Raw genomic sequence first — 18,401 nt, 5'->3', positions numbered from 1 at the left:
GTCAATAAAGTTGCCGCAGAAATGCAAAAGCGTCGCGCGGAACGCGACGCTTTCGGCGGGTCTGTGCGTCGTAACCGCGTAGTTTACTTCACGCGATCGCATTCGGGCCGAATTCGTCGCCGGCCGGTGCAACCGGGCGCGTCCGCCCGGCGATCGGGCCATCGCGCCGCCCGGGTCCGCATGCCGCGGCCGGCCGCCGGGCAGATCGAACACAGCCGCATCAATGGGTGAAAATCATCGCCGCGCCGGGCAGCCCGCGGACGATCAAGACGCGGCAGGCAGTCGACCAGACGCCGCCGAGCATGCGCCGATCCATTCGCACATGAAAAACGCGCCGCGCCAGCCCCGAACCGGGGGCCGACGCGGCGCGTCATCGCGCGCAGTCCGGCCCGCGGGCCGGACATGCTGACAGGCTTACTTGTCGAGCAGGATGCGCAGCATGCGGCGCAGCGGCTCGGCCGCGCCCCACAGCAGCTGGTCGCCGACCGTGAACGCGGACAGGTATTCGCCGCCCATCGCGAGCTTGCGCAGGCGGCCGACCGGCACCGTCAGCGTGCCCGTGATCTTCGCCGGCGACAGGTCGCGCATCGACGCTTCGCGCTCGTTCGGCACGACCTTCACCCAGTCGTTCGCCGACGCGAGGATGCCGTTGATCTCGTCGAGCGGCACATCCTTCTTCAGCTTGATCGTCAGTGCCTGCGAGTGGCAGCGCATCGCGCCGATCCGCACGCACAGGCCGTCGACCGGGATCGAGCCCGGCTCGCCCATGGCCGGCTTGCCGAGGATCTTGTTGGTTTCCGCGCCGCCCTTCCACTCTTCCTTCGACATCCCGTTGCCGAGATCCTTGTCGATCCACGGAATCAGCGAACCGGCCAGCGGCACGCCGAAGTGGCTCGTCGGCATCGCATCGCTGTTCATCGCGGCCAGCACGCGGCGGTCGATGTCGAGGATCGCCGACGCCGGATCGGCCAGCTGTTCCTGCACCGCGCCGTTCAGCGTGCCCATCTGCGACAGGAGCTCGCGCATGTTCTGCGCGCCCGCGCCCGATGCGGCCTGGTAGGTCATCGCCGTCATCCAGTCGACGAGGTTCTCGCGGAACAGGCCGCCGAGCGCCATCAGCATCAGGCTGACCGTGCAGTTGCCGCCGACGAAGTTCTTCGTGCCCTTGACGAGCGCGTCCTTGATCACGTCGAGGTTGACCGGGTCGAGGATGATGACCGCGTCGTCCTTCATCCGCAGCGACGATGCCGCGTCGATCCAGTAGCCGTTCCAGCCGGCCGCGCGCAGCTTCGGGAACACGTCGTTCGTGTAGTCGCCGCCCTGGCACGTGATGATCACGTCGCACTTCTTCAGCTCGTCGACGTTGGTCGCGTCCTTGAGCGTAGTCTCGTTTTTCGCGAACGACGGCGCCTTGCCGCCCGTGTTGCTGGTGCTGAAAAACACCGGTTCGATCAGGTCGAAATCGCCTTCTTCCTGCATGCGCTGCATCAGGACGCTGCCGACCATGCCGCGCCAACCTACGAGACCTACGTTCATGACTAACCCTTTGCTTTGAATGGAGCTTCCCCGCCATTTCCGTCCCCGCGTGACCGCGCGGGGAAACAGGCGGGCACGACGGCGATCAGCGTTTAATGATCGTTTTCGTGGTAATGGTTTTCGTGATGACGATGGCGCGCGCACCCGCACGGGCAGTGTTGCCGTGGAGTTTCAGGACCGGGGAGATCAGGGAAATCAGCGCCATCGTTCGAGTCTACACAAAGCCGGTGGCCCGCACAACGGCCAACCGGGGGCGAACCGGCCGATTTTCCCGGCCTGTTCGCGCCCTTTCTATATTACTGCCGCGTTGCCTTACAGCGCCGCGACCACCGCATCGCCCATCGCCGCCGTGCCGACCTGCCGGCAGCCCGGCGTGGCGATGTCGCCCGTACGGTAGCCCTGTTCGAGCACCGTTTTCACCGCGCGCTCGATGCGATCGGCCTGCTCCGCGCGATTCAGCGAGTAGCGCAGCAGCATCGCGGCCGACAGGATCGTCGCGAGCGGGTTGGCAATGCCCTTGCCCGCGATGTCCGGCGCCGAACCGTGCGACGGCTCGTACAGGCCCTTGTTGTTCTTGTCGAGCGACGCCGACGGCAGCATGCCGATCGAGCCCGTCAGCATCGACGCCTCGTCGGACAGGATGTCGCCGAACATGTTGCCCGTGACGATCACGTCGAACTGCTTCGGCGCCTTCGCGAGCTGCATCGCCGCGTTGTCGACGTACATGTGCGACAGCTCGACGTCCGCGTATTCCTTCGACACGTCGATCATGACGTCGCGCCAGAACTGCGACGTTTCGAGCACGTTCGACTTGTCGACCGACAGCAGCTTCTTCGCGCGCTTGCGGGCGGCCTGGAACGCGACGTGCGCGATGCGGCGCACTTCCGGTTCCGAATAGCGCATCGTGTCGAAGCCTTCGCGTTCGCCGGCGAACGGGCCGTCCGGTGCCGCACGCACGCCGCGCGGCTGGCCGAAGTAGATGTCGCCGTTCAGTTCGCGCACGATCAGGATGTCGAGGCCCGCGACGAGTTCCGGCTTCAGCGGCGAGGCATCGACGAGCTGCGGATAGCAGATCGCCGGGCGGAAGTTCGCGAACAGCTCGAGATGCTTGCGCAGCCCGAGGATCGCCTGCTCGGGGCGCAGCGCGCGCTCGAGCGAGTCGTACTTCCAGTCGCCGACCGCGCCGAACAGGATCGCGTCGGCTTCCTTCGCGAGCGCCAGCGTCGCGTCGGGCAGCGGATGGCCGCTCGCCTCGTAGCCGGCGCCACCGACCGGCGCCTGTTCGAGTTCGAACTTCTCGTCGAGTGCGTTCAGCACCTTCACGGCTTCCTTGACGATTTCCGGACCGATGCCGTCGCCGGGCAGCACTGCAATCTTCATGCGAAATTCCTGACTGGGTAGGTTGTATGAGGCAGGCCGGCGAACGCGCCGCTGGCGCGCCCGCCCGAAAGGCACGATCAGCCGACCAGCTTGGTGTTGAGCCACGGCTGCTTCACGAGCCGCTCCGCTTCGAACTGGCGGATCTTGTCCGCGTGGCGCAGCGTGAGGCCGATGTCGTCGAAGCCGTTCAGCAGGCAGTACTTGCGGAACGCGGTGATCTCGAACGGATACTCGCGGCCGTCGCCCGAGCGCACGACCTGGGCGTCGAGGTCGATCGTCAGTTGAAAGCCGTTGAACGCCGCCGTCTCGTTGAACAGGTGATCGACCTGCTGCTCGGTCAGCACGATCGGCAGCAGGCCGTTCTTGTAGCAGTTGTTGAAGAAGATGTCCGCGAAGCTCGGCGCGATGATCGCGCGGAAGCCGTACTGCTGCAGCGCCCACGGTGCGTGCTCGCGCGAGCTGCCGCAGCCGAAGTTCTTGCGGGCGAGCAGCACCGATGCGCCCTGGTAGCGCGGCTGGTTCAGCACGAAGTCCGGATTCAGCGGACGCTTCGAGTTGTCCTGGCCCGGCTCGCCGTGATCGAGGTAGCGCCATTCGTCGAACGCGTTCGGACCGAAGCCCGTGCGCTTGATCGACTTCAGGAACTGCTTCGGGATGATCGCGTCGGTGTCGACGTTCTCGCGATCGAGCGGCGCCACGACGCCGGTATGTACAGTGAATTTTTCCATGATCCGTCTATCCGGTTGAAGGGCCGGCACGCGGCCGGCACACATCGACAAATTCTCGGTGGCGGTGTCAGTCCGCGGCGCGCTTGAGCGCGTTGCCCGCGGCGTTGACGTCCTCGCCGAAGCCGCGGACGGTATTGCAGCCCGCGAGGCCGAAGCCCAGCCCCGCCAGCGCCAGCGCGGCAACCAGCCGCGCGATGACCTTCGTTGCCGTCACGCGTTACCCCAGCTGGCGAATGTCGACGAAGTGACCTTCGATCGCCGCGGCTGCCGCCATCGCGGGGCTCACGAGGTGCGTGCGACCGCCCGCGCCCTGCCGGCCCTCGAAGTTGCGGTTCGACGTCGACGCGCAGCGCTCGCCCGGATCGAGCCGGTCGGCGTTCATCGCGAGGCACATCGAACAGCCCGGCTCGCGCCATTCGAAGCCCGCATCGGTGAACACCTTGTCGAGCCCTTCGCGCTCGGCCTGCGCCTTCACGAGGCCCGAACCCGGCACGACCATCGCGAGCCGCACGTTCGATGCGATCCGGCGGTTCAGCTTCTTCACGACATACGCGGCCGCGCGGATATCCTCGATCCGTGCGTTCGTGCACGAGCCGATGAAGATCTTGTCGACCTTGATCGATTCGATCGGCGTGTTCGGCTCGAGCGCCATGTAGGCCAGCGCGCGCTCCATCGCGTCGCGCTTGACCGGATCCTTCTCGCGCTCGGGATCGGGCACGCGACCGTCGATCGACGTGACCATTTCCGGCGACGTGCCCCACGTGACCTGCGGGACGATCTCGGCCGCGTTCAGCTCGACCACGCGGTCGAACTGCGCGCCGTCGTCCGACTTGAACTGGCGCCAGTATTCGACGGCCTGATCCCATTCCGCGCCGGTCGGCACGAACGGCCGGCCCTTCAGGTAATCGATCGTCGTGTCGTCCACCGCGACCATGCCCGCGCGCGCGCCGGCTTCGATCGCCATGTTGCAGACGGTCATGCGGCCTTCCATCGTCAGCGCGCGGATCGTCGAGCCGCCGAATTCGATCGCGTAGCCCGTGCCGCCCGCCGTACCGATCTTGCCGATGATCGCGAGCACGATGTCCTTCGCGGTACAGCCGCGCGGCAGTGCGCCCTCGACCTTCACGAGCATGTTCTTGCTCTTCTTCTGCAGCAGGGTTTGCGTCGCGAGCACGTGCTCGACTTCCGACGTGCCGATGCCGTGCGCGAGCGCGCCGAACGCGCCGTGCGTCGACGTGTGCGAATCGCCGCACACGATCGTCATGCCCGGCAGCGTCGCGCCCTGTTCCGGCCCGATGATGTGGACGATGCCCTGGCGCACGTCGTTCATCTTGAACTGCGTGATGCCGAACGCATCGCAGTTCGCGTCGAGCGTGTCGACCTGCAGCTTCGAGACGGGATCGGCGATGCCGTGGCTGCGGTCCGTCGTCGGCACGTTGTGGTCCGACACGGCGAGGTTCGCGCTGATGCGCCACACCGGGCGATGCGTCATCTTCAGCCCTTCGAACGCCTGCGGGCTCGTGACTTCGTGCAGCAGCTGACGGTCGATGTAGAGCAGGGTCGTGCCGTCTTCCTCGGTGTGGACCACGTGGGTGTTCCACAGTTTGTCGTAGAGAGTCTGTGCCATGGGTATGCGGGGTCGTTGTGACTACAAGCCTTGCGGATGAAGTCGATTATGCCACGCAGCGTGCGCCCCGGCTCAGGCCGGGCGCGAAAAAACCCATTAAAAACAGTAGTTTGGCTGGTAGTGCCAATACCTGTATCGGCATTACCCGGCAAAACGGGGCACGCACGATCCGGCGGGCGGCGATGGCGCGGCCGCGTCGCCCGGGTCTCGCCGCGCCGCGTGGCCGGCGGCCTCAGCCGTTCGGGTACGCGCGGTTGATCAGGTCGAGCCGCAGCATCGCGAGCTGCATGCCGGCGTTGCCCAGCAGATAGAGATCGCGCCGCCGCATGGCCGCCATCTGCGCGGACGTGTCGTAGCGCGACGGCAGCGCGAGGCCTGCCGGCACCGCCGCCTGCATCCCCGCGGCAGTCGACACGCGCACGGCGAGCGACGCCTGGTCCTGATGCGTGACGACGCCGACCTTGCCGAGCGCCGCGCTCGCGCCCGCCTGCCTGACGATCGCGGCGGCGACGCCGTCGGGGGTCGATATCGGGCTGCCGGCGGCGACCACGGGCGTCGCGATCGACGTCACGCCGGCCGTGAGCCCGTATGTCGACGCGAGCACGCTCGCGACCTCCTGCTGCGCGAAGATCGGTGCCGCGACCTTCTGCCGAAGCTGGAACACGGCATCGGCAATCGCCTCGTTGACGGGGCCCGGTACGGGTGCGGCGGCCGATGTGCCGGCGCGGCTGCCGAAGCTGTATGCGACGATCGTATCGATGGCGGCCGCCGCGACGCTCGGCGGCGTCCACGAGAAAAACGTGTCGAGCAGATAACCGGTTTCGGCGGCGGCGGTCGCGCGATCGTTCAGTTCGTTCGTCAGCTTGCCGAGCATCTGGCGCTGCAGTTCGGCATCGGTGGCCGGCGCGGCGCTCGCGAACACGGGCGTGACGGCCGCGCACGACGCGGCCAGGACGGAGGTGGAAGCCAGGAAATGGCGACGGGTATGCATGGTCATGAGCGTCGATGGGGGATCGGCGGGCGTCAGCCCTTCGGGTAGGCCTGCATCGTCGCGGTCATCGCGCGCGTCAGCATCTGCGCATACATGTCGTGCACGAGGTAGAGGCTGCGGTTGCGCGTCCACGGCTGGCCCGACTGCGGGTCGTACACCGTCGGCAGCGGCACCTCGGCGACGGCCGCCGCCTTCATGCCCGCCTGTTGCGACGTCTGGATGCAGCGCTTCGCGTGATCGCGATGGCCGACCACCGCGACGGTGCCCATCGCCGCCGCCCCGCCCGCCCGCGACACGGCGACCGCCGCGACGCCCGCGGTACTCAGGTACACGATCGAGCCGTCGTTCGCGATCACCGGTTCGACCGACGACAGCACGTCGGCGCCCATCCCGTATTTCGACATGAGAAACCGCGCGATTTCCCATTGCGCATAGACCTTGACGGGCTTCAGCTGGCGGATGCGGTACACGGCGTCCGCCAGCGCCTCGTTCACGGGCCCCGGATCGGGCAGCGCCGCCTGGTTGCCGCCGGTGCTCGACGTGTTGCCGCTCGACGCGTTCGGACGGTTGCCGAAGCTGTACGCGACGATCGCACCGATCTGCGCGGCGGCCACGGTCGGCAGGTCCCACGTGAAGCCGACGTCGGACATCGCCGGGACGATCGCGTCGACGGTCGCCGCGTCGCCGAGCTGCGCGTTCAGTTTCGCGGACATCTGCGCGGCCAGCGCGCTGTCGGTGACCGGCGCCGACGTGACGTCGTCGCCGCCGCAGGCGCTCAACAGGGAAGAGGCCGCGACGGCTGGCGCGGCGGCGAGGAATTTTCTTCGGGACGAAGCCGGGGAATGCTGACTCATGTACACGCTACGCCATGATGCGAATGACGACCGTGCGTGAGGACAGGCAGGATCGACGAAATTCGCGGGGTCCAGGGAAAAGGCAATCGGGCAACCGCGCGCGAACCGGCAGCGCGACGTGCCATCGATCGATGCAGCGCGATCCTAGGCGGCGTTGGTTAAATTGCAGTGAAAGTAACGGCCGAATCCGTTCGATCGCCTAGACTGTCTATTCGCAACGGGCGGCGCGCGGCCGCCCGGTCGTCACGAGGCCGGCGGCAGCCGGTTCAACGAACAGGACAACAGCATGCGATATGAACTCTATTACTGGCCCGAGATCCAGGGCCGCGGCGAGTACGTGCGGCTCGCGCTCGAGGCGGCCGAAGCCGACTATGTCGATGTCGCACGCGAATCGGGGCGCGGGATGGGCGTGTCGGCGATGATGCGCATGATGGACAGCACGAAGGCCGAGTGCGTGCCGTTCGCGCCGCCGTTCCTGAAGGCGGGCGACGTGGTCGTCGGGCAGACGGCGAACATCCTGCTGTTTCTCGGCGCGCGGCTCGGGCTCGCGCCCGACGACGAAGCCGGCCGGCTGTGGGTACACCAGCTCCAGCTGACCGTCGCCGACTTCGTCACCGAGATCCACGACACGCATCACCCGATCGCCAGCTGCCTCTACTACGAGGACCAGAAGGCGGAAGCCGCGGAGCGCGCGGCCGACTTCATCGAGAACCGGCTGCCGAAATTCCTCGGCTACTTCGATCGCGTGCTCGAGCAGAACCCGCACGGCGGCGGCTACATCGCGGGCACCGCTCTCAGCTACGCGGACCTGTCGATGTTCCAGCTGATCGAGGGCTTGCGCTATGCGTTTCCGAAGGCGATGAAACGCGCGGAGCGGAAAGTCGCGGCGCTCGTCGCGCTGCACGATCGCGTCGCGCGGCATCCGCCCGTCGCGCGCTATCTCGCGTCGGCGCGCCGCATCCCGTTCAACGACATGGGGATCTTCCGGCACTACCCGGAGCTCGACCGGTAACGGCGCCGTTCAATCGCCATATCGATAGCGGCTGCGCATCGCGTCGAGCGGATTGCCGTCGGCCAGCGTGCCGCCGAGGCTGTGGATCACCGCGCTCGCCGCATTGATCGCGGTCTGCACCGCGCCCTCGATCCAGCCGCCCGTAAACGAACAGCAGCAGCCGGCCAGATAGATCCCGCGGTCCGACGACGGATCCGCCGCCGTCTGGAACTGGTAGAACAGCGCCTGCGAGTGGATGTCCTCGCCCGGGTAGTTCAGCTTGAACGCGCCCAGCGCGTAACGGTCCGACAGCCAGTCGTGACTCGTGACGTTGCGCGCGTAATCGTCGTCGAGCGGGCGCAGATGCGCGGCGAACGCCGGCGACACGACGCCGATCTCGGCCACGAGGCGCTTGAACCGCTCGATCTTGTCGGTCAGCGACAGGATCTTGTGCGAATCGTCTTCCCACGTGTAGCTGATCAGCACGACGCCGTGCGCGTCGGGATCGTCGGGCGCGTAGTCGAGGCAGTAGATGCCGCGCGCGAGCGTGTCGGTCTGAATGTTGTGCGGCAGCCCGTGCTTGAGCCAGAACTTGTCGCGGGTCAGCACGAAAAGCTTCGACGAGCTGACCATGTGCGTCTCGTTGATCGCGCGGACGACGTCCGGGGCGAACAGGTTCGCGATGCCCGTCATCCCCATGCCGACCTGCATCGCCCGCGTCGTCGTCGCGACGATCACGCGATCGAACACGCGGGTCGACCCGTCGTCGAGTGCGAGCGCAAGCGTACCATCGGGCTGCTTCGTCACGCCGCGCACCGCTGCATGAACGATGCAGTCGCGCACGCGCATGCCGTCGGCGCCGTCGTCCAGCAGCCCCCGAGCGAGCGCGAAGATGCCGGCCGGGATCAGCCGCTGGTCGACCTCGAGCTCATTGACGACGATCCGCAGGATTTCGAGGAACGACGCGCGATAGACCGGCTGGAAGCCGCCCGACCCGATGCCGAGCGTGCCGAACAGGCGCAGGTCCTCGCTCTTGCGCCAGCGAACGCCGCCGGGCGGCGTCGCGCCGGTGAAGATCTTCACGATCGCCGAATAGAACGACTCGTCGCCGAAGCGGTCGATGTACTGCTGCCAGCCGCACCGCGCATCGTCGTAGCGATGCGCGCGCAGCAGCGCCGTCAGTTCGGCCGGCGCCGGTAGCGACGTGCCGTCGTCGAGCCGCACGCCGTCGCGGATGAACGCGCGCCAGCCGCGGTCGACGCGCTCGAACAGCGCCGGCGGCGCTTCGCCGGCCGGCCAGCGGTACGCATGGCCCTGATAGTGGATCTCCGTGTCGACGATGCCCGGATCGGGAAACGCCGATGCGCTGTCGACGCCGAACCGGTCCAGGTAGTGATACAGCGCCGCCTGCGACGGCGGAAAGCGCATCGCGCCCATTTCGGCGAGCAGGTGCGGATGCTCGGGATTGATCGACTGCGTCAGCAGGCGTCCGCCGACGCGCGCCCGGTTCGCCTCGAACACGACGACCTGCCGCGCACCGGCGCGCAGCAGTTCGCAGGCCGCGACGAGCCCGCCGACGCCCGCGCCCACGATCGCGATCCGCGCATCGCGCGCGCTTTCGGCCGCCAGCGTACCGACACGGCCGCCGGTACGGGACAGGAAAGCGCCATAGTCGTACAGCGTGTCGATGTACGGTAGCGTGTGCGGCAGGCGTTCAGGGGCGTTCATGGAATCGGGACCAAACCAGGGAAGGAAACCGGCAGCGCGAGCCCGCACTCACACGGGCAGGTGGATGCTGCCGAGCGGCGCATCGGCGTTGACGAGGTCGACGCGCTTCACGCGGATGCGCAACGCGTCGCCGCTGACCGCGAGTTCGTGCGTGTACCAGCCGGCAAACAGCGTCTGCTCGTCGCGCCGCGCTTCGACGTAATGGAACGGCGTGCGCAACACGTACACGCCGCGCGCCGGGTCGGCGCGCTCGACGTACGGCTGCTGGAGCAGATGATGGCCGCGGCTCGCCGGCTGCTGCGAGAACGTGCGGCGGCCGGCCAGGCGCTCGATGCGGATGCGCAGCAGCAACCGGTCCTCGTCCATCAGCGCGCCATGCAGCACCGAATCGGGCTGATCCGGCGACAACGGCATCCAGTAGCGCGCGTCGTCCGCGTACAGCGCGAGCCAGTCTTCGTAGCGCCGCTCGTCGAGCAGGCGCGCCTCGCGATACACGAACGCGGCGAGTTCATCGTGAGCAAACGTGCGCATCGGCGGCCTCCTTCGTCGATGCGGGCGCGATATAGCGCAGCCACGCGCGGAACTGGTTGCGGATCTGCAGCTCGCTGGTGCCGTTCGTCTCGGCCGTCGCGTGCATGTGCTCGTGCGGATCGAACAGCCGTCCCACATGCACCCAGTCGCGCGATTGCGTCGCGAGGCCGCGCTGCGCGCGTTCGTACATCTCGAGATCGTCGTGCGCGACGATCGACGTCGGCGCGTTGATCAGCCGGTTGTAGGCGAGCGTGCGCTCGAACATCGAATCGGGTGCGCCCGCAAGACGGAACGACCACGATTCGACCAGCGTGCGGTCGGCCGCGAGCGGCTTGAACACGCGCAGGATCTGGATCGGCCCCTTCACCATCGCGTTCGGGAACAGCACCGTGTTGTGGCGCACCTCGCCGAGAATGCGGGCCGCGCGCGCTTCGCCGTACGCCGCCGTCATCTTCTCGTGGTAGCCGGGAATCGGCGTATAGCGCGCATGGATCGAATCGGCGGTACCGGTGTGACCGTGCCCGTTGGGCCACACGCGCAGCCCCATCCGCTCGAAGAACGCATGCGGCTGGATGAACGGCTCCAGCAGTTCCACCGCCATCGGCTTCGCGCCTTCCATGCCGTCACGCTCCCAGACGCGCACGGCCGTGCCGGCCGACGACTCGTGCGCGACCATCGGGTGACAGGTGTCGGTCTGGTTCTCGACCAGCATTTTCCAGTTGCACGCATGCACGTACCGGAACACGCCGCCCGCGACTTCGACGCGCCCTTCCGGCGAGCGGTCGACCAGGTTGTCGAGCGACGACAGCGCCGCGCCGAAATAGTCGTGGAAGCCGACGCCCTCCGGGTTCAGCCGACAGAACACGAAGCCCCGATGCTCGTGGGTCGCGCCGACCGCCTGCATGCCCTTGCTCGCCTCGCACGATTCGAAACCGGTCTGGTCGTAGCCGCGCCGCAGCGGAATCGCATGGAGGCTGCCGTCGGTCCGGTAGGACCATGCGTGGTACGGACAGCGAAAGAACGTACCCGTGTTGCCGCACGCGTCGGTCACGAGCTGCGTGCCCTTGTGCGAACACCGGTTGTGCAGCACGCGCACCGATCCGTCGACGTGGCGCACCATCACGACCGGCTCCGCGCCGATTGTCGTCGTCACGTAGTCGCCGGTGTCCGGAATCTGGCTGACGTGGCCGACGTACACCCATGTGTTCGCGAACAGGTGGCGCATCTCCAGCTCGAAGATCCGCGGCGACAGGTAAAGATCCTTGTGCACCTCGGTATCGCGCACGAGCGCCGCCACCCCTGCGGTCAACCCGGGCGCCGTCATGCGCACCTCCTGCCGCGCACGCGTTGTTGCCGCGTGCCGTCGCGGCGCGCGGATTCGATTGTTGTTATCGTCATCTCTCAGGTTTCTGCTCGTAGGTGCCGCTCGGACTCCATACGCCCGCCGCCAGGCACGCGGCGGCGGGCGCGGTGGCGACGGTCAGCCCGTCACCGGTGTTTCATGCAGGCGCAGCCAGCCGATGCGGCCGTTCGCGTCGCGCTCGAATACGACGGTCGAACGGCGCACGATGCGCCGCCCCGCTCCGTCGACCTGCGTCTCGCGATAGGCGATCACCGCGCCGCCCTGCCACGCGCTCACTTCGTGCAGTTCGTCGATCGCGATCCGCAGCCCGGGACGCGCGCCGTGGCCGCGCGAGAACAGGACGTCGATATCCGCGAAATCCAGCGCATGCCCCTGCAGCGAAATCATCGAGAAACGCCGCGAGAAACGCGCGATCAGCGGCGCGAGCGCGTCGCGTGACGCATGGCCGGACAACCATTGCTCGATGTCGACGTGCGCGTCGACCACTTCCTGGAAAAACGGGTTGGACGGATTCATTTCGACACTTGCGTACGTTGGGAAACCGGTCGCGCGGCAGGCGCGCGGTGCAGGGCGAGGCGCGCGACGAACGGCAGCGGCAGCAGCGTCAGCAACGCGGCCAGGCCGAAGCACTGCTGGTAAGACAGCCGCGCGTCGTCGCCATGCGTCGACAGCAGGAAATTCAGCGCGCTGCCCAGCACGGCGACGCCGAGGCAGAAGCTCAACTGCCGGTTGATGTTCCACAGCGCGCTCGCGTCGCCCATCCGCGCGGCGGGAACGTCGAGGAACGCCGCGCTTTGCGACGTGCTCGTGCACATGCTGGCGCCGAGCCCCATCGCGACGAAAGCCAGCACGCGCCCGGCCTCGAAACCGGCGAGCGGTGTCGCGAGCAGCACGATGCCGATCGCGTCGATCGCGATCCCGCTCATGAACAGCGGCTTCGCGCCCCACTTCGGAAAACAGCGCCGCGTCGTCGCGATCGCGACGAACGACGCGATCGCCCACGGCACCATCAGCGCGCCCGTATGCGTCGCGCTGAGCCCGAGCGCGTTCTGCAGGTACAGCGCCGCGACCAGGTTCACGCCGGTGAACACGCCCGGCACGCACAGATAGACGATCAAGCCGATCCGCAGCAGCGGCTGCGCGACGAGGCGCAGGTCGAGCAGCGGGGCCGCCGCGCGTCGCGCATGCGCGACGTACGCGCCACCGGCGACCAGCGCGACCGACAGCGGCGCGATCGCCAGGCGGCCGCCCCCCGGCTGGCCCGCGAACGTCAGGCCGAGCAGCAGCGCGACCAGCGCCACGGCGCTCAACGCGAGGCCGCGGGCATCGAGCGCCGGCGGACGTTCGCCCGCTGCGTCCGGCGGCAGCCACGCGAACGCGAGCACGCAGGTCGCGGCGGCCAGCGGCACCATGCCGAAGAAGATCGCCCGCCACGACGCGCGATCGACGATCACGCCGCCGAGCGCCGGCGACAAGGCGGGCACGAGCAGCGCGACCATCATCACGATCGACGTCAGGTGGGCACGTGCATCCGGCGGATACGCGCGATAGGCCATCGTCTGCCCGACCGGGATCAGCAGCCCGCCGCCGAGCCCCTGGATCAGGCGCCACGCGAGCAGCGCGCCGATCGACGCCGACAGGCCGACGCCGACGCTGCCGAGCGCGAACAGCACCAGCGACGCGATCAGCAGCCGGCGCTCGCCGAAACGCCGCGCCAGCCAGGTGCCAAGCGGGATCACGACGGTCAGCCCGAGCACGTACATGTTGCCGATCCACGCCAGCTGCGCGACCGATGCGTGCAGCTCGCGCTGGATCGTCGGATACGCGGCGTTGATGACGAACATGTTGGCGAGGTCGATCGCGAACCCGAGCAGGTAGACGGCAGCGATTTTCGAGCGATCGGTCATGTGGCGGAAGACGAACGAAACGCCGCAGTGTAAGGTTCGCCGCGCCTGTCGATAAGACCGTCCGGACGGCAAGACTGGTCGAAAAATTTTGACAATCAGGGCAACATGTCGGTTTTCCGGAAAGCAGCCGACACGCCATGGTGAGTCTCGATCGTTTCGCCGTCTTCCGCGCCGTCGTGGAAGCGGGGTCGTTTACGGCCGCCGCCGCCCAGTTGAATCAGGCCCGGGCCGCGGTCAGCTTCAACATCAAGCAGCTCGAAGCCGAACTCGGCGTCACGCTGTTCACGCGCACGACGCGGCGCGTCGAGCTGACCGACGCGGGCGAGCGCTTCCATGCGCGCTGCCTGCGCGTGCTGGAGGAAGCCGAGAGCGCGATCGACGACGCCCGCAGCGAGCACGGCGGGATGCACGGCGTGCTGCGCGTGACGTCGACGGTCGAGTACGGGACGATGGTGGTCGCGCCCGCGCTGCATGCGTTCATGCAGCGCCATCCCGCGCTGCGCGTGCGGCTCGAGACGCATGCGGCGCAGGTCGACCTGGTGCGGGAGCGCGTCGACGTCGCGATTCGCCTCGGGCGCCTCGAGCAGTTCCAGGACCTGCCCTACCGCGGCGCGTGCCTGGCGACCTACGAAGTGCGGCCCGTGATCGCACCGTCGCTGCTCGCCGCCGCGGGCCTGTCCCGCATCGACTCGCCCGACGTGCTCGCGCGCCTGCCGCAGCTCGGTCATACGCGGCTCGAGCGCATCGCCACCTGGACGCTCACGGACCGCGACGGCAACCCGCATGCCTTCCGGCCCGGCGCCAAGCCGCGCGTCGTCGTCGACAACGCGTCGGTGCTGCGCGTGCTCGCGCGCCAGGGCAGCGGCGTCGCGCTGCTGCCCGAATGGCTCGTGCGCGACGACCTCGCGTGCGGTGCGCTGGTCGACGCACTGCCCGACTACCGGTTTCCGCCGCAGGCCGTCTACGCGTTGTATCCGTCGACCACGCACGTGCCGCAAAAAGTGCGCGCGTGGGTCGACTTCATGAAGGCCTATCTGGCCTGAACGCGGCCGCGGCTCAGGCGGCCGCTGCGCGATCCCGCAGCCGCGCGTCGATCCGGCGGGCGATCGCGAGCAGGCGCCGGTCGCTGCCCCACGGCCCCTCCAGCATGAGCCCGACCGGCAGCCCCGTCCGCGTGGAGAGCCCGGCCGGGATCGACACGGACGGTACGCCGGCGAGTGTCGCCGGCGACGTCTGGCGCACGACGCGCGCGAACAGCGCAGCGCCCTGTTCGGGCGTCATCGCGGCGGTGTCGCCGAGCGACGGCGGCTCGCCCGGCACCGTCGGCATCGCGATGCAGTCGACCGGCGCGCCGAACGCATCGTCGTACCAGTGCACGAGACGCTGCCGGCACACGATCGCTTCCGCATAGACGTCGGCCTCGACCGGCGCTTCGACGAGTGACCGGAAGATGCCGCGCACGTCGTCGCTCGCGATCCGTTCGACGAACGTCTCGAACGGAATGCGCAGCCGCTCGGCCGCAAAGCGGCGCCAGTACCGGTTCGCCTCGAACGCCACGATCGGCAGGCCGCAGGCCTCGCTCGCGTCGTGCAGCGGCATCGCCGGCAGCGGCACGAGCGTCGCGCCGGCCGCCACGCACGACGCGAGCGCGTGTTCGATGCGGGCCGCAACGCCCGGGTCAAGCGCGTCGAAGTAAGGCGCGCCCGGTACGCCGATACGCAACTGCGGCCATTCCGGCGCGACGGCCACGCTGTCGTCGCGCGTCAGCACGGCGTCGAGCAGCAGCAAATCGTCGATGCCGTGGCCGATCGGCCCGACCGTATCGCGGGTGGGCGACAGCGACAGCACGCCATGCGGCGAATAGCGATGCGCGGACGGCCGCAGCCCGTACACGCCGCAGAATGCGGCCGGAATGCGCACCGAGCCGCCCGTGTCGGTGCCGAGGCCGAACGGGATGCCGGCCGCGACCGCGGCCGCCGTTCCGCCGCTCGACCCGCCGGCGATGCGCTGCGGATCATGCGGATTGCCGACCGCGCCGAAATGCCCGTTGCCGCTCGTGATGCCGAACGCGAGCTCGTGCATGTTCGCCTTGCCCAGCGGCACCGCACCGGCTTCGAGCAGGCGCCGTACGGTCTGCGCATCGCCGGTTGCGCGATAGCCGCCCAGCGCCGGGCTCGCACCGAGCGTCGGCATCGCGGCGGTATCGAGGTTGTCCTTGATCACGAACGGCACGCCCGCGAGCGGCAGCGCCTCGCCCCGCGCGACGCGGGCATCGATGCGCTCGGCCGTGCGGCGGGCCAGCTCGGCATCGACGTGCACCATCGCATTGAGCGGCGCGATCGCCGCGAGACACGCGAGCGCGTCGTCGGCGACGTCGACGGCACGCCGTCCGGCCGCGCGCACGGCATCGGCGATCTCGCGCACGCTGGCGCGGGAGGCAAGTGACGGGGAGGAAACGCGGTTCGGCTGGGTTGTCATGTTGTGTGCTGGACGCGAAATCGATCGGGAAACGCGCGGCATGCCACCGGCTCGGGCAGCACGCCGTGCGAATCGCGATGTTATCGCGGCCCGCGGCCGGCCGTCACGCGAGCGGCCCGCCCGCTACGCGCCGCGCGACGACTCGCGCGCATCCGCCGCCCCGTCGACCGCGCGCGCCAGCCACGGCCCGATCTCCATCTCCTCGTAGCGCACGAGCCGGCTCTTGCGTGCGCGGCGATACGCCCACCAGATCGCGACGAACAGCGGAATCCAGACATAGATCGACAGCACTTCCATCCAGTCGATGCGCGCCGCGAAGAACGCCTGATAGTCCTGCCCGAGCGAAATCACGATGCAGATCGCGATCACGAACAGCGGCCCGAACGGGAACCACTTCGCGCGGTACGGCAACTGGTCGAGCCGGTAGCCCTGCTTCAGGAAACCCTTGCGGAACCGGTAATGGCAGACCGCGATGCCGAGCCACGCAATGAAGCCCGTGATGCCGACCGTGTTCAACAGCCACAGATAGATGCGCTGGTTGTTGGTCAGCGACGTGAGGAAGCACAGCCCGCCGACGGCCATCGTCGCGTACAGCGCGTTGCGCGGCACGCCGCCCGGCGACAGCGTCGCGAACATCGCCGGCGCGCGCCCTTCCGCGGCCAGGTTGTACAGCATCCGCGTCGCCGCGTAGGTGCCGGAATTGCCGGCCGACAGCACGGCCGTCAGGATCACCAGGTTCATCGCGCCGGCGGCAAGCGGGAAGCCCGCATGGCTGAACACCAGCGTGAACGGACTCACGCCGATGTCGGTCACGTCGCTCTTCAGCAGGTTCGGGTCGGTGTACGGCACGAGCAGGCCGATCACGAAGATCGCGAGCACGTAGAACAGCATGATCCGCCAGAAGATCTGCTTCACCGCGCGCGGGATCGTCTTGCGCGGATTTTCCGATTCACCGGCCGCGATCCCGACCAGCTCGGTGCCGAGAAACGAGAAACCCGCGATCAGCGCGACGCTCATCATCGCGTGCACGCCGCCGACGAACGGCGCGTCGCCCGTCGTGAAGTTGCGCCAGCCGACCGGATGCCCGGTGCCGGTATGCCCGCTGCCGAGCACGCCGGCCGCGATCAGCAGCCCCGCCGCGATGAACGCGATCACGGTGACGACCTTGATCAGCGAGAACCAGTATTCCGATTCGCCGAAGCCGCGCACCGACAGCGTATTGAGCAGGAAGATCAGCACGAGGAAGCCCGCGCCCCACCCTATGCCCGGCACCGCCGGAAACCAGTAGCGCATCACGATCTGCGCGGCGACCAGCTCGATCGCGATCGTCACGGCCCAGCTGTACCAGTAGGTCCAGCCGAGCGCGACGCCGAAGCCTTCGTCGACGTACTTCTCGCCGTAGATCGCGAACGAGCCCGACACGGGCATCAGCGCCGCCATCTCGCCGAGCCCGGTGACGACGAAATAGACCATGATCCCGATCGCGATATAGGCGGCGATCGCCCCGCCCGGCCCCGCCTGCGCAACCGACGCACCCGACGCGACGAACAGCCCCGTGCCGATCGAGCCGCCGATCGCGATCATCGCGATGTGGCGGCCCTGCAGACGGCGCTTGAGCGTCGTCCCGGACGGCGCAGCCGTCTCCACTGCCGCTTGCATAGCATCCATAGTGTTCACCCTGATTGGTTCCGGCTTCTTCCGCCAATTTTATTGATTCGGGATGCGAATCGATTGGCCTGGTCATTCGCGTCGAGCCGGGTCCTGCCCGGCCGGGCGCATCACACGACGCTGCGCTTGATCGCCTGCAGTTCGGCCGTCGTCACGATCTTCTCGATCCGGAATCGCGGGCTTTCCAGCCACACGTTGGCGATCCGCCGGTACTCGTCGAGATCCTCGCACGCGAGCCGCACCAGAAAATCGAACGTGCCGCTGACGAGCCAGCAATCGAGCACGGCCGGATTCGCCCGCATTTCGTCCTCGAACGGCGCCTGCGAACGCCCGTGGTCGGCCAGCACGATCTGCGCGATCACGACGATCGGCTTGGTCGCGCGCGGCGCCTTGATCACCGCGCGGTAGCCTTCGATCACGCCGAGCGCCTCGAGCCGCTCCACGCGCGCCTGGCAGGGCCGCGGCGTGAGGTTCACGCGCTCCGACAGCTTCCGGTAGGAAATCCGCCCGTCGGTACGCAGGATGTCGAGGATCCGGAGATCGATCTTGTCGAGCTGCCTCTTCTTGTCGGTCATCCGCGTTCGCTCCGGTCGGTCGTGGCTGGTGCGCGGAACGTGTC

18 protein-coding genes are annotated in these 18,401 nt (G+C 68.1%); 2 read left to right on the top strand and 16 right to left on the bottom strand.

Annotated features, from left to right (window positions below; translation table 11 throughout):
- Positions 1-414: 414 nt before the first annotated feature.
- From asd to WJ12_RS25195, 8 genes are all read right to left on the bottom strand, one after another.
- Entirely contained in the window at positions 415-1,536 is a 1,122-nt protein-coding gene (gene asd, locus WJ12_RS25230; RefSeq protein ID WP_034185812.1) for an aspartate-semialdehyde dehydrogenase, read from the bottom strand.
- Positions 1,537-1,621: 85 nt separating this feature from the next.
- Positions 1,622-1,741, bottom strand: a complete 120-nt coding sequence (locus tag WJ12_RS25225; RefSeq protein ID WP_006756675.1) for a hypothetical protein — start codon at positions 1,739-1,741, stop codon at positions 1,622-1,624.
- Positions 1,742-1,848: 107 nt separating this feature from the next.
- Complete coding sequence (leuB, locus tag WJ12_RS25220) at positions 1,849-2,916, bottom strand: 3-isopropylmalate dehydrogenase (RefSeq protein WP_034185811.1); 1,068 nt, start codon at positions 2,914-2,916, stop codon at positions 1,849-1,851.
- Positions 2,917-2,993: 77 nt separating this feature from the next.
- The gene (leuD, locus tag WJ12_RS25215; protein ID WP_034185810.1) at positions 2,994-3,644 is read right to left on the bottom strand and encodes a 3-isopropylmalate dehydratase small subunit; all 651 of its coding nucleotides are present in this window, start codon (positions 3,642-3,644) and stop codon (positions 2,994-2,996) included.
- Between the two features lie 67 nt (positions 3,645-3,711).
- Positions 3,712-3,858 carry an entericidin A/B family lipoprotein gene (locus WJ12_RS25210; protein WP_034185809.1) on the bottom strand — a complete coding sequence of 49 codons (147 nt, stop codon included), beginning with the start codon at positions 3,856-3,858 and terminating at the stop codon, positions 3,712-3,714.
- Positions 3,859-3,861: 3 nt separating this feature from the next.
- Positions 3,862-5,271 carry a 3-isopropylmalate dehydratase large subunit gene (leuC, locus tag WJ12_RS25205; RefSeq protein ID WP_034185808.1) on the bottom strand — a complete coding sequence of 470 codons (1,410 nt, stop codon included), beginning with the start codon at positions 5,269-5,271 and terminating at the stop codon, positions 3,862-3,864.
- Positions 5,272-5,503: 232 nt separating this feature from the next.
- Positions 5,504-6,262: a hypothetical protein gene (locus tag WJ12_RS25200; RefSeq protein WP_059558346.1), complete on the bottom strand. Its 759-nt coding sequence runs from the start codon at positions 6,260-6,262 to the stop codon at positions 5,504-5,506.
- 32 nt (positions 6,263-6,294) lie between these two features.
- The gene (locus WJ12_RS25195; RefSeq protein WP_059558348.1) at positions 6,295-7,116 is read right to left on the bottom strand and encodes a hypothetical protein; all 822 of its coding nucleotides are present in this window, start codon (positions 7,114-7,116) and stop codon (positions 6,295-6,297) included.
- Between the two features lie 286 nt (positions 7,117-7,402).
- On the opposite strand from WJ12_RS25195, the gene WJ12_RS25190 reads away from it, so the two are divergent.
- Positions 7,403-8,128 (top strand): glutathione S-transferase, encoded by a 726-nt coding sequence (locus WJ12_RS25190; protein ID WP_059558350.1) that lies wholly within the window; start codon positions 7,403-7,405, stop codon positions 8,126-8,128.
- 9 nt (positions 8,129-8,137) lie between these two features.
- Here WJ12_RS25190 and WJ12_RS25185 read toward each other — a convergent pair whose 3' ends face one another.
- The 5 genes from WJ12_RS25185 to WJ12_RS25165 form a co-directional block, all read right to left on the bottom strand.
- Positions 8,138-9,835, bottom strand: coding sequence for a flavin monoamine oxidase family protein (locus WJ12_RS25185; protein ID WP_059558352.1), 1,698 nt, complete (start codon positions 9,833-9,835; stop codon positions 8,138-8,140).
- 48 nt (positions 9,836-9,883) lie between these two features.
- Positions 9,884-10,366: an aromatic-ring-hydroxylating dioxygenase subunit beta gene (locus WJ12_RS25180; RefSeq protein WP_034185804.1), complete on the bottom strand. Its 483-nt coding sequence runs from the start codon at positions 10,364-10,366 to the stop codon at positions 9,884-9,886.
- A complete protein-coding gene (locus WJ12_RS25175; RefSeq protein WP_059558354.1) occupies positions 10,344-11,690 on the bottom strand; it encodes an aromatic ring-hydroxylating dioxygenase subunit alpha in 1,347 nt (448 codons plus the stop codon). Before WJ12_RS25175 ends, WJ12_RS25180 begins: the two co-directional genes overlap by 23 nt.
- Before the next feature lie 156 nt (positions 11,691-11,846).
- Positions 11,847-12,245, bottom strand: a complete 399-nt coding sequence (locus WJ12_RS25170) for a hypothetical protein (protein ID WP_059558356.1) — start codon at positions 12,243-12,245, stop codon at positions 11,847-11,849.
- Positions 12,242-13,636, bottom strand: coding sequence for an MFS transporter (locus WJ12_RS25165; RefSeq protein WP_049035906.1), 1,395 nt, complete (start codon positions 13,634-13,636; stop codon positions 12,242-12,244). Before WJ12_RS25165 ends, WJ12_RS25170 begins: the two co-directional genes overlap by 4 nt.
- A 137-nt stretch (positions 13,637-13,773) precedes the next feature.
- Between WJ12_RS25165 and WJ12_RS25160 the strand changes: the two genes are divergently transcribed.
- Positions 13,774-14,679 (top strand): LysR family transcriptional regulator, encoded by a 906-nt coding sequence (locus tag WJ12_RS25160; protein ID WP_034185800.1) that lies wholly within the window; start codon positions 13,774-13,776, stop codon positions 14,677-14,679.
- Positions 14,680-14,692: 13 nt separating this feature from the next.
- Here the strand turns inward: WJ12_RS25160 and iaaH are convergent, their stop codons facing one another.
- From iaaH to WJ12_RS25145, 3 genes are all read right to left on the bottom strand, one after another.
- Complete coding sequence (iaaH, locus tag WJ12_RS25155) at positions 14,693-16,114, bottom strand: indoleacetamide hydrolase (protein WP_059558358.1); 1,422 nt, start codon at positions 16,112-16,114, stop codon at positions 14,693-14,695.
- A gap of 123 nt (positions 16,115-16,237) precedes the next feature.
- Entirely contained in the window at positions 16,238-17,782 is a 1,545-nt protein-coding gene (locus WJ12_RS25150; protein ID WP_069245914.1) for an amino acid permease, read from the bottom strand.
- A 110-nt stretch (positions 17,783-17,892) separates the two neighbouring features.
- The gene (locus tag WJ12_RS25145) at positions 17,893-18,357 is read right to left on the bottom strand and encodes an Lrp/AsnC family transcriptional regulator (RefSeq protein ID WP_034185797.1); all 465 of its coding nucleotides are present in this window, start codon (positions 18,355-18,357) and stop codon (positions 17,893-17,895) included.
- Positions 18,358-18,401 lie beyond the last annotated feature (44 nt).

Origin of the sequence: Burkholderia seminalis (assembly GCF_001718535.1) — a bacterium.
GTDB lineage: Bacteria > Pseudomonadota > Gammaproteobacteria > Burkholderiales > Burkholderiaceae > Burkholderia > Burkholderia seminalis.
This window is presented reverse-complemented; position numbering and strand designations above follow the sequence as displayed.